10 protein-coding genes are annotated in these 11,295 nt (G+C 73.5%); 6 read left to right on the top strand and 4 right to left on the bottom strand.

Features of this window, described 5'->3' with window-relative positions; genetic code table 11:
- Together AOK23_RS41625 and AOK23_RS41620 are read left to right on the top strand one after the other, a co-directional pair.
- On the top strand, nt 1-1,021 hold a 1,021-nt coding region (locus AOK23_RS41625), incomplete at its 5' end, for a DUF5937 family protein (protein WP_107102998.1).
- 77 nt (nt 1,022-1,098) lie between these two features.
- Nucleotides 1,099-1,629: an NUDIX hydrolase gene (locus AOK23_RS41620; protein WP_055717585.1), complete on the top strand. Its 531-nt coding sequence runs from the start codon at nt 1,099-1,101 to the stop codon at nt 1,627-1,629.
- Between the two features lie 62 nt (nt 1,630-1,691).
- On the opposite strand, the gene AOK23_RS41615 is transcribed toward AOK23_RS41620, so the two are convergent.
- Nucleotides 1,692-2,246, bottom strand: coding sequence for a hypothetical protein (locus AOK23_RS41615; RefSeq protein WP_055717584.1), 555 nt, complete (start codon nt 2,244-2,246; stop codon nt 1,692-1,694).
- 20 nt (nt 2,247-2,266) lie between these two features.
- Here AOK23_RS41615 and AOK23_RS41610 point away from each other — a divergent pair, with 20 nt between their 5' ends.
- On the top strand, nt 2,267-4,795 hold the full coding sequence (locus AOK23_RS41610) for a hypothetical protein (RefSeq protein ID WP_157878320.1): 2,529 nt from the start codon (nt 2,267-2,269) through the stop codon (nt 4,793-4,795).
- Between the two features lie 60 nt (nt 4,796-4,855).
- On the opposite strand, the gene AOK23_RS41605 is transcribed toward AOK23_RS41610, so the two are convergent.
- Both AOK23_RS41605 and AOK23_RS41600 read right to left on the bottom strand, forming a co-directional pair.
- Nucleotides 4,856-5,524: a response regulator gene (locus AOK23_RS41605; RefSeq protein WP_055717582.1), complete on the bottom strand. Its 669-nt coding sequence runs from the start codon at nt 5,522-5,524 to the stop codon at nt 4,856-4,858.
- Nucleotides 5,525-5,599: 75 nt separating this feature from the next.
- Nucleotides 5,600-6,802, bottom strand: a complete 1,203-nt coding sequence (locus tag AOK23_RS41600) for a sensor histidine kinase (protein WP_055717581.1) — start codon at nt 6,800-6,802, stop codon at nt 5,600-5,602.
- A gap of 136 nt (nt 6,803-6,938) precedes the next feature.
- Here AOK23_RS41600 and AOK23_RS41595 point away from each other — a divergent pair, with 136 nt between their 5' ends.
- Nucleotides 6,939-8,036: an SAM-dependent methyltransferase gene (locus AOK23_RS41595; RefSeq protein WP_079050013.1), complete on the top strand. Its 1,098-nt coding sequence runs from the start codon at nt 6,939-6,941 to the stop codon at nt 8,034-8,036.
- Between the two features lie 33 nt (nt 8,037-8,069).
- Here the strand turns inward: AOK23_RS41595 and AOK23_RS41590 are convergent, their stop codons facing one another.
- Nucleotides 8,070-9,230: an NADH-quinone oxidoreductase subunit D gene (locus tag AOK23_RS41590; protein ID WP_063791502.1), complete on the bottom strand. Its 1,161-nt coding sequence runs from the start codon at nt 9,228-9,230 to the stop codon at nt 8,070-8,072.
- Nucleotides 9,231-9,261: 31 nt separating this feature from the next.
- On the opposite strand from AOK23_RS41590, the gene AOK23_RS41585 reads away from it, so the two are divergent.
- Both AOK23_RS41585 and AOK23_RS41580 read left to right on the top strand, forming a co-directional pair.
- On the top strand, nt 9,262-9,768 hold the full coding sequence (locus AOK23_RS41585) for a PH domain-containing protein (protein ID WP_055513156.1): 507 nt from the start codon (nt 9,262-9,264) through the stop codon (nt 9,766-9,768).
- Nucleotides 9,765-11,252, top strand: coding sequence for a PH domain-containing protein (locus tag AOK23_RS41580; RefSeq protein ID WP_240496815.1), 1,488 nt, complete (start codon nt 9,765-9,767; stop codon nt 11,250-11,252). Before AOK23_RS41585 ends, AOK23_RS41580 begins: the two co-directional genes overlap by 4 nt.
- The last annotated feature ends 43 nt before the right edge of the window (nt 11,253-11,295 follow it).

The raw sequence follows: 11,295 nt of genomic DNA, 5'->3' as shown, positions 1-11,295 counted from the left end.
CGAGATGCGGATCGAGCCGGGCGGTCACCCCCGTCACCCAGCCCTGCGACCCCGGATGGTGCCCCGGCTCGATCCGCATCTCGCGGACCGGATGTGCGAGGCGGACTTCCTGTGGCGTACGGCGTTCTCGGACCTGTTCATGCCGTTCGCCGGCGTCCCCGGCCGGGACACGCTCCCCGGCGGGACGCTCGCCGAGGAGCTGGACCTGCTCGACAAGCTGACGGACGACCAGTTCGTCGACGCGGGACTCGAGTTCGTCTGCACCCCCGGCTACGACTCGCGGACGCGGGACGTGCTGTCCGACCCGGAGACCCGTCGGCTCGCCCTGGAGCTGGCCGCCGCGCGGGGGCCGCGGCAGGTGCGGTTCGCACAGCGGCTGCTGGCGGACCCGCCGGCCGTGCGGGCCTGGCTGCGGCAGTTCCTGGAGGACTGCGACGAGGCGTTCTTCGCCGAGACGTGGTCCCGGCTGCGCCACACCCTCGCCGGGGACGCCCGCCACAAGACGGAGCTGCTGCGGCACAAGGGCCTGGCCGAGGCGCTGGGCGCCGTGTCCCCGTCGATCGCCCACGACGAGGCGGCGGCCCGGATCACCGTGGACAAGCTGGTCGAGAGCCGGACGGCCACGGAGGACGGGGGGCTGCTCCTGGTGCCGACCAGTCTGGGCCGGCCCCACCTCGCCGTCCTGCACCGGTTCGGCTGGCAGCCGGTCCTCCAGTACCCGGTCGGTGCCGCCGAGCCCGCGGCGCCGCCGTCGGTCGAGCAGCTCGCCCTGCGCATGACCGCCCTGTCGCACCCCGTCCGGATGCGCCTGTGCCGCAACCTCGCCCGCAGCGCGTACACCACGGGCGAGCTGGCCCAGATGCTGGGCATGACGGCACCGGAGATATCCCGGCACCTCGCCGTCCTGAAGAGGGCGGACCTCCTGACGACCCGTCGCCGCGGCCGGTACGTCCTGCACCAGCTGGACGTGGTGGTGGTGGCCCGTCTCGGCAGCGACTTCCTGGAAGGGGTCCTTCGGTAGGCGGGATGATCCAGGGGGTGGGCGACCCGCGCCGGGCCCCGCCTCCGACAACCGCGACCGAGGAGAGCAGGCGCACCATGCGATGGACCGTTCACGGCGAGCACACGCTGCACGACACCCCCTGGGTGCGGCTGAGATCGCTGGACGTGACCCAGCCGGACGGCACCCGCGCCGACTACCACGTCGTCAGACTGCGCGATGTCGCCGTGACGGCGGCCGTGGACGACCGGCGCGTGCTGATGATGTGGCGCCACCGCTTCGTCACCGACACCTGGGCCTGGGAGCTGCCCATGGGGCTGGTCGAGGACGGCGAGAGCCCGGAGGCCGCGGCCGCCCGGGAGTTGGAGGAGGAGACGGGGTGGCGTCCGGGGACGATGCGGGAGCTGATCTACGCGCAGCCGGCGGCCGGGATCATGGACTCGCGGCACTTCGTGTTCCGTACGGACGACGCCCGGCACATCGGTGAGCCCACGGAACGCAACGAGTCGGACGAGCTGGCGTGGATTCCGCTGGCCGACGTCCCCGGCATGATCGGCCGACGCGAGATCGTCAGCAGCGCCACGCTCGTGGGCGTCATGGCGCTCCTGCTGCACGAGACGGCGACCTGAATCGCCCGCCCGGGGACCTACCGGAGCCGGACCGCGGCTGACCTCGCCCTGCGGGGCCGGTCTCAGCCCTGCTGGGTGCCGAACTGCCGTGTGCCCGCGGCGATCCGGCGCTTCAGCTCCAGCGCGGCGGTGATGTCCTGGCGGGTGAACCGGGTGGGGTCCTTCGCGTACATCTCCTGTCCGAGCCGCGAGGTGAACCTGTCCTCGGGGACGCGGTCGGCGTGCTCCGGAAGGAACTTGGCGACCTCCTCCAGCGCGGCGATCGCATACGCGGTGGCCGCTCCGATCGCCCGGTGCTCGGCGAGCGGCGCGCTCAGCAGCCGAAGCCCGGACTCGGTCGACACCTGGTCGGCGACCCACAGGAACTCACCGGGGTCCAGGATGCGCGAGGGCTCGGCGCCGCCGAACGCGGGCGGCTCCGGCGGCCGGTCGTCGGACAGCGTGAACTCGAACACGCGGGTCGTCCCGCACCCGGGGCAGACCCCCTCGTACACGCTGACGAGTGCCCCGTCCCGCTCCTCCAGCCGGTGCTGCCGGTCGAACCCTGCCGTCCCGCACGCACAGGCACGCAGGTCCATGTACAGGTGCGCTTCTTGAGCCGAACGGGCGATCAACATGCCATCATCCTACGTGAGTCATGGCGCTGATCAGGGGGGATGCAGTGGAATCGGGTGCGGAGAGGCGGCTGCTCGCTGAGGCCGAGGCCGCGTTGCCCGCGGTGCTGCGGGGCATACGTCCCGGCCTGCTGACCGGTGTGTCCGCGGTCGAGCAGGACGGCCGGCGCTTCTTCGAGCTCGGCACCACGGCCGGCGACAGAATCGAACTACGCCTGGACACGGCGGCCCTGCCGCAACCGCTGCTGGCGCGCACCTTCACCAACACGACGACCGACCGCTACGTCGTGCAGCTCGCCGACACCCTGCGCCCGGAGCTGGCCGGGCAGGTGCTCTCCCGTGAGGTCGGGGAGCTGCTGGCGGTACGGGACCGGGCCACCGTCGGCGCACGGGTGCCCCTGGACAGCCTGCTGACCCCCGGCGCGACACTGCCGGCGCATCCGGAGCTGTCCGACGCGGACCGGGGCCGGGCCGAGGAGTTCAACTACCTGGCGGCCCGGATGAACGACGCGGACCTGGGCGCGGCGGAGCGCCTCGACGCCCGTCACCGGTTCTCGGAGCTGGTCGACGAGTCGGGGCTGCGGCCCAGATCGCCGGCCACGGACGCGAGTCACGCGATCGAGCTGTACGCGGCCGACATCCGCCAGGACGTCGTACGGCCCCTGCTGCGGGCGGGGGCGCGCGAGGCCATGGCGGGACTCGCCCAGCCGGTGGAGCGGCTGGACCCCGCCGACGCCCGCGCGGTCGTCGAGGCGCGGGCGGCGCGGGCCGCCGAGGGGGCTGCCCCGGTGGTTCCGCCGGGATTCACCATGCCGGGGCTGCGGCCAGACGGCTCGCCCGTGCCGCGGGCGGAACTTGACCGGGCCGCGGCGGAGGCAGCCGAGCGGCGGACGTCGCTCAGCGGCCGCACGCTGGAGGAGCTGCGTGCCCGGCAGGCGGAACTGCCCGAGGGCCGACACCCGCAGTACGAGCTCATGATCGGAGGGGGCGCGGCCCTCGCGGCCCGCTCCCCGGACATGCTGCTCGTGGACGCGAGGGGGCGCTGGCACGTCGACCCCATCGAGGCGATCGTCCAATCCGCCGACCAGGTACGGCATCTGCGGCAGAGCGGCATGGGCGACCCGTACCAGTTCGCCGACCCGCAGCAGCGCGTGCCGCTGCCCGCGCTGCAGCTCTGGGAGGACACCGCCGCCGTCCGCGGCCCGCTCGTCGACGGGCGGGCGGAGCTCCGTGTCGGCGCCGAGGGCCGGCTCCTCGCCGAGATCAGTCCGGCGGACGGATCCGACCCGGTGACGGTGGAGGTCAAGGGTTCCCCGCTCATCGCGACCGGTATCCCGCCCGAGATCGTCCCGGGGGCCGACCGGCAGGTGCCGACCGTGCCCGAGGCGACCGAGCGCCTGGCCGAGGGCCTCGCCGCACTCGGCGCCCCGGAGGCCGCCGCGGCCCGCGAACGGCTCCTCTCCCTGCCTGAAGGCCAGGACCGAGCCGCGGCCTCCCTCGCCGTGCTCGCCGACGCGGGGGTCTCCGACAGCCTCGCGGCGTCCGGAGACCCCCGAGTGGCCGGGGCGATGGAGACCCTGCGGGCGACGGCCGCGTGGGAGGAGGCCCGCGCCGCGGCGCCCGGACGCGTCCTGATGGGCGACGAGGTGGGAGACGGTGACTACGACCCCTCCGTCGCCAAGGACTGGGTCATCGCCGGAGTCGGCGGCGCCGCCATCGCCAACGCCGAGATCATCCTGCAGGCCCGCCCCGACAGCCGGGTCTTCATGGTCGGCAAGGACGCGCCGTTCGTGCTGCACAACGACGCCCAGTACACGACGCTGCGCGCCAAGCACGACGCCGAGTACGGCGGCGACGGCCGCCTCGTGACGTTCTCCGGCCGCTATCTCGGGGCGGTCGGCACGGTGACCGCGCCGGACGGCCGGGTCCGTCTCGCGGCGCTGGACAGTTCGGGCAGGTCACTCGGGGTGGAGGGCGACGCCTATGTGGCGTGCCTGGGGCGGGTCTCCCGTCTGCCGCACGCCGTGGACTCCGTCGAGTCGTGGGCGCGGTCGGCGGGCGGGGAGGTCCGCGGCGAGCTGCGCTTCGACAAGGACCGCCAGTACCTCGGCTACCGCCTCGAGTTCGAGGCGCACGGGCAGCGCCACGCGTGCGATGTGACGGGCGCCGCCTCGCGCATGCTTCCCACCCATGTCTTCGGCCGGGAGGACACGGCACGGCTCGCGGTCCTCAACGACAAGACCACTCCGCCGGAGAGCGGCAATGTCGCCGCCGGTTTCATGGCGACCGCCCTCCAGGGCAGCCACCTGGCGCGCCACACCGCCGCCGAGCGCGAACAGCGGCAGGGGCCGCCTTCGACCAACGGGCCGGCCGGGGCTGCCGGCCCGGTCGACGCCCAGCGTGCCGCCAGCGCGGCGGCCCGATCCCGCTCGGCACCCCGGACGACACCGGGCCAGAACCGACCCGCGGCCCCCGGCACCGCCGTGCCACCGCCGCACCTGCGCAACCGTCCGGGGCCAGAGCCCGGTCGTGGACGGGGTCCGGGCGCCTGACGACTGCCGTACGCCGACGCGGGCCTGGCGCAGGCGGGTGCGCAGGGGGCGTCGGTCGGTTCAGCCGTGGCCGCCGGCCCGGACCAGCCCCGTCTCGTAGGCGAGGACGACGACCTGGACGCGGTCGCGCAGGCCCAGCTTGGTGAGGATGCGGCCGACGTGGGTCTTGACCGTGGCCTCGGACAGGACGAGACGGGCGGCGATCTCACCGTTGGACAGGCCCTGCGCGACGAGGATCATCACCTCGCGTTCGCGTTCGGTGAGCCGCTCCAGCTCCTTGTGCTCGGGGTCGGCGGCACCCGGCAGCATCGGCGCGAACCGGTCGAGCAGCCGCCGGGTGGTGGAGGGCGCCACCACGGCGTCGCCGCTGTGCACGGAACGGATCGCGGCCAGCAGCTCACCGGGCGGCACGTCCTTGAGCATGAAGCCGGAGGCACCCGCCTTCAGCCCGGAGAACGCGTACTCGTCGAGGTCGAAGGTGGTCAGGATGAGCACCTTCGGCGGGTTCGGCTCGGCGCAGATGCGGCGGGTCGCCTCGACGCCGTCCAGCTTCGGCATCCGGACGTCCATGAGGACCACGTCCACGGCCGTCGACCGCACCACCTGGAGGGCCTCGACGCCGTCGCCCGCCTCGGCCACGACCTCCATGTCCGGCTGGGCCGCCAGCACCATCCGGAACCCGGTGCGCAGCAGCACCTGGTCGTCGACGAGCATTACGCGGATCGCCATCGGGGTCCTCTTCCGTGTCCGTGGGGTGTCGTCCGGTGCCGTCCGTGACAGGGGTCAGCCGGTGGCACGGCCATGTCAGTGTGCGGGCTTGAGCGGCAGGAGGGCGCTGATACGGAAGCCGCCACCGGGCCGGGGACCCGCGTCGAGCGTGCCGCCGACCATACCGACGCGCTCACGCATCCCGATCAGGCCGTGCCCCTGACCGTCGACGCCGCCCTCCTCGTACAGCTCGTGCGGGGCGCCCTTGCCGTCGTCCTCGACGAGCAGACCGAGCCCGTCGTCGAAGTACACCAGCCGGACGCTCGCACCCGCGTTCGGGCCGCCGTGCTTGCGGGTGTTGGTCAGCGCTTCCTGGACGATGCGGTACGCCGTCAGTTCCACACCGCTGGGCAGCGGGCGCGGGGTGCCCTCGATCTTGAAGTCGACGGGCAGACCCGCCGTACGGCACTGCTCCACGAGGTCGTCGATCTGCTCGACGTCCGGCTGCGGCACGTACTCGCCGACCTCCTGGTGCTCGCCGGTGCGCAGGACGCCCAGCAGGCGGCGCATCTCGGCGAGGGCCTGGCGGCCGGTGGAGGAGATGGTCTCCAGGGCCTTCTTCGCCTGGTCGGGGGCGGCGTCCAGGACGTAGGCGGCGCCGTCGGCCTGGACGACCATCACCGACACGTTGTGCGCGACGACGTCGTGCAGTTCCCGGGCGATCCGGGCGCGTTCGGCGGCGACCGCGACCTTGGCCTGCGCCTCGCGCTCCTTCTCCAGGCGGGCGGCGCGCTCCTCCAGTTGCGCGAAGTACGCCCGGCGGGTGCGCAGCGAGTCGCCGAGCACCCAGGCGAGGGCGAACGGCACCGTCAGGATGACCGCGAGCACGGCGTTGCCCAGCATCCCCGTCTGCTCGTCGTTCCACCGCATCTGCGCCAGCGGCGCGGCGCACAGACCGCCGGCCAGGGCGAACCGGGAGGCCCAGCGGGCGCCGTTCGCCGCGACCGTGTAGATGACCACCAGCATCGCGAAGTCGGCCGGGATCATGGGCACGTCGAAGATCAACTGTGCGAAGCCCGCGAGGGCGGCCAGCACCAGCATCTTCTCCGGCATACGCCGACGCAGGGCGACCGACAGGCACAGAGCCAGGGTGATCGGCACGAACGCGGAATCGGTCACACCCACCGTGTAGTCGGAGTGGATCGGGCCGCCCAGCACGGACATCCCGAGCAGGACGAAGGCCCAGAAGGCGTCGACCCATGTCGGGTGCCTGCGGAGGAAGTCATAGAGGCGCTGCACGTAACCCAGCGTAGGGAAGCGCGCGGCACAGCGGGGTCAACCGGAGGATCGATCCATGACAGGGCCAAGTACTCCCCAAGGTGGAGGCGGCATAGCCTCTGGCGGCGAGGGATCACCGGGACTTCGGGAGGGTTGCGTGGTTCACGACCGCGGGTCGGCTGAGGCCGGCCGCTCCGCCGCGCCGGATCCGCACGGGTCACGGCCTCCCGCCCCCGGCGGGGCGGGCCCCTGGCTGCCGTGGCGTGCCGCCACCGAGGAGGCCCTGTACGGGGCCCACGGCTTCTACCGGCGGCCTGAGGGGCCCGCCGGGCACTTCCGGACCTCCGTGCACGCGTCCGCGCTCTACGCGGGCGCCGTGGCGCGGCTGCTGTGCCGGGTCGACGCGGCGCTGGGGCACCCCCTCGAACTGGGGTTCGTGGACATGGGCGCGGGGCGGGGCGAGCTGAGCGCCGGGGTTCTGGCGGCGCTCCCCGCGGAGGTGGCGGCCCGCACGCGCGCGTACGCCGTCGAGATCGCCGACCGGCCTGACGGCCTCGATCACCGCATCGAGTGGTGCGCCGAGCCGCCGGAGCGGGTCACCGGGCTGCTGTTCGCCAACGAGTGGCTGGACAACGTGCCGGTGGACGTCGTGGAGGTGGACGCGGCGGGCACGCCCCGGCTGGTCCTCGTCCGCGCGGACGGCCAGGAACGGCTCGGGGAGCCGGTCGGCGGCGATGCGGCGGCCTGGCTGGAGCGGTGGTGGCCGGTGGCCGGGGAGGAGGGGCTGCGGGCCGAGATCGGGCTGCCCCGGGACCGTGCCTGGGCCGCGGCCGTCGCGGGCGTCGAGCGGGGGCTCGCGGTCGCCGTCGACTACGCGCACCTCGCGGACGCCCGGCCGCCCTTCGGGACGCTCACCGGCTTCCGTCAGGGCCGGGAGACGGCGCCCGTGCCGGACGGTTCCCGCGACATCACCGCCCACGTCGCCCTGGACGCCTGCGCGCTGCCGGGCGCGCGGCTGCTGACCCAGCGGGACGCGCTGCGGGCCCTCGGCGTCACCGCCGGCCGCCCGACGCTGTCCCTGGCGACCACGGACCCCACCGCCTACGTGCGCGCCCTCGCGGGCGCCGGGGAGGCCGCCGAACTCACCGCGCCGGGCGGACTCGGCGACTTCGGCTGGCTGGTCCAGCCGGTGGGAATCCCCCACCAGATCCCCCACCCGCTCGGGGAGGGCGACCCGGAGCACGGCAGGGAGTAGCCGCCGGGCCCACGTGCCGATGTACTTGTCGATCTACTTGTCGATGTCCCCCACCACGAAGAACATCGAGCCCAGGATCGCCACCATGTCGGCCACCAGGGTCCCCGGCAGCAGCTCGGTGAGGGCCTGGATGTTGTTGTAGGACGCCGAGCGCAGCTTCAGCCGGTACGGCGTCTTCTCGCCCTTGCTGACGAGGTAGTAGCCGTTGATGCCGAGCGGGTTCTCGGTCCAGGCGTAGGTGTGGCCCTCGGGCGCCTTGAGGACCTTGGGCAGGCGCTGGTTGATCGGTCCGGGCGGCAGCTCGGCGAGCCGGTCCAGGCAGGCGTCGGCGAGGGCGAGGGAGACATGGGTCTGCTCCAGCAGGCACTCGAAGCGGGCGAGGCAGTCGCCCTCGTCGCGGGTGACGACCTTGAGGACGTCCTGGAGCTCCCCGTACGCCAGATACGGCTCGTCGCGCCGCAGGTCGAAGTCGACACCGGACGCGCGGGCGATCGGCCCGCTCACCCCGTACGCGTGCACGGCCTCCGCGGACAGGACGCCCACGTCCCGCGTGCGGCCCCGGAAGATCTCGTTGCCGAGGACGAGGTCGTCGAAGACGCCCATGCGGGAGCGGACGTCGGCGACGGCGGCACGCGCGCGTGCGGTCCAGCCGGCCGGGAGGTCCTCCTTGAGGCCGCCGACGCGGTTGAACATGTAGTGCATGCGTCCGCCGGAGATCTCCTCCATGACGTTCTGCAGCTCCTCGCGCTCCCGGAACGCGTAGAACACCGCGGTGATGCCGCCGAGCTCCAGCGGGTACGAGCCGAGGAACATCAGATGGTTCAGGACCCGGTTCAGCTCGGCGAGGAGCGTCCGCATCCACACCGCGCGCTCCGGAACCTCCATGCCGAGCATGCGTTCGACACCGAGGACGACGCCCAGCTCGTTCGAGAAGGCGGAGAGCCAGTCGTGGCGGTTGGCGAGCATGATGATCTGGCGGTAGTCGCGCGCCTCGAACAGCTTCTCCGCGCCACGGTGCATATAGCCGATCACCGGCTCCGCGTGCGTGATGCGCTCGCCGTCGAGGACGAGCCGCAGGCGCAGCACACCGTGCGTGGACGGGTGCTGCGGTCCGATGTTCAGCACCATGTCCGTGCTCTCGGCGGCGCCGCCGATACCGACCGTCGTCTGTCTGGTCTCCGTCGGAGGAGTCATGGACACAGTCTGTCGTACGTACGCTGGCGGAATGGAGACGGGGACCGTGGAGGACGGCGCCGAGCGGGCGCAGGGTGAGCCGGTGTGGACGGGACTGCCGCGCGGGCTGCTTCGGATGAGACGACTGCTGCTGGTGGTGTGGCTGGGCCCGATCGCCATCGGTACGGGCGTGCTGCTGGGCTGGCTGGCGGGGCCCGGCTGGGCGGCGTTCGCGCTGCTGCCGCTGGGCCTGCTGCTGTGGGGCTGGCCGATGCTGGGGCGCAACTGGCGCTCCTGGCGGTATGCCGAACGGGCCGACGACCTGCTGATCAGCCGGGGGGTGCTGTGGCGTGAGGAGACCGTCGTGCCGTACGGGCGCATGCAGTTGGTCGAGGTGACGTCCGGGCCGGTGGAACGGCACTTCGGGCTGGCGAGCGTGCAGCTCCACACGGCCGCGGCCGCCACGGACGCCCGGATCCCCGGTCTCGACCCCGAGGAGGCGGAACGCCTCCGCGACCGGCTGACCCAACTGGGCGAGGCCCGATCGGCGGGGCTGTGACCGTGCCGACCCCGGGCGCCGACGACGCCATGAGCACCACGAGGAACACGACACCGGAACAGCGGACGGCAGCCGAGCACCGGACACCGGCCAACCAGCAGACGGCGGCCGAGCAGCAGACGGCAGCGGAACAGGGGGCTGCTGCCGAACATCAGGCGGACGTGGACGGGGAGACCTCCGGCGGGCCGGTGGCCGTCGTGGAGCAGCGGCTGCATCCCGTGACGCCGCTGCGGCGGGCCTGGGCGCCGGTGGCGGTGGTCATCGGCTGGGCGGTGCACGATCCCGACGGGGCGCAGCGCCAGCTCACCCGGCTGGACCCGTCCACCCTCCTGATCGGGCTGGCCGTGCTGGTGCCGGCCGCCGCCCTGTACGGCTTCCTGACCTGGTGGTTCACCCACTTCGCGGTGACCGACAGCGAACTGCGCATCCGTACCGGCCTGCTGTTCCGCCGGACCGCGCACATCCGCCTCGAACGCATCCAGGCCGTCGACGTCACCCGCCCCCTGCTGGCCCGCATCGCGGGCGTCGCGAAACTCCGACTCGACGTCGTCGGGACCGACAAGAAGGACGAGCTGGCGTACCTCGGCGAGGGCACCGCCCGCGCGCTGCGCGCCGAACTCCTCGCCCGCGCCGCCGGGTTCGCCCCCGACACCGCGCAGGACGTGGGCGAGGCGCCGGAACGGCAGCTGCTGAAGGTCCCGCCGGGCGTCCTGGCCGTCTCCCTGGTGCTCACCGGCGCCACCTGGGGGACCCTGCTGGCGGCGGTCGTCGTGCCCTCGGTGCTGTGGATCGCCACGGAGAGCCTGTGGACGGTCCTCGCGACCGCGCTGCCGCTGCTCGGCGCGGCCGGAGCGAGCAGTGTGGGCCGGTTCGTCGGCGAGTACGACTGGACGGTGGGCGAGTCCCCGGACGGCCTCCGCATCGACCACGGGCTCCTCGACCGCGCGCACGAGACGGTGCCGCCCGGCCGCGTGCAGACCGTACGCATCGTGGAACCGCTGCTGTGGCGGCGGCGCGGATGGGTACGGGTCGAGCTGGACGTGGCCGGGTCCTCGAACTCCGTGCTCATCCCGGTCGCCCCGCGCGAGGTCGCCGAGTCGGTGATCGCCCGGGTGCTGCCGGGGGCGCACGTGCCGGACACGGCGGCGCTCGTACAGCCGCCGGCACGGGCGCGGTGGTGCGTGCCGCTGTGGTGGAAGGGGTACGGGCTCGCCGTCACCGACACGGTGTTCGCCGCCCGGCAGGGGCTGCTCCGCAGACAGCTGGCCCTGGTGCCGCACGCGAAGGTCCAGAGCGTACGGCTGGCGCAGGGGCCCTGGGAGCGGTTCAGGCACGTCGCCGACGTCCATGTCGACACCGGCGCGAACAAGACGGTGACCGCCCGCCTCCGCGACGCCACGGAGGCGGCCGCGCTCCTGCACGCCCAGGCCGAACGCTCCCGAACGGGACGCCGGGAGGCGCTGCCGGACAGGTGGATGGCGTAGGGCCCCGGCACGGATCACGAACGCCGGGAACACCGAGGCCGCC

It is taken from the genome of Streptomyces torulosus, from assembly GCF_001419765.1.
Classification (GTDB): Bacteria; Actinomycetota; Actinomycetes; order Streptomycetales; family Streptomycetaceae; genus Streptomyces; species Streptomyces torulosus.
Note: the sequence above shows the minus strand (reverse complement) of the source record. Positions and strands in the feature narration are given on the sequence as shown.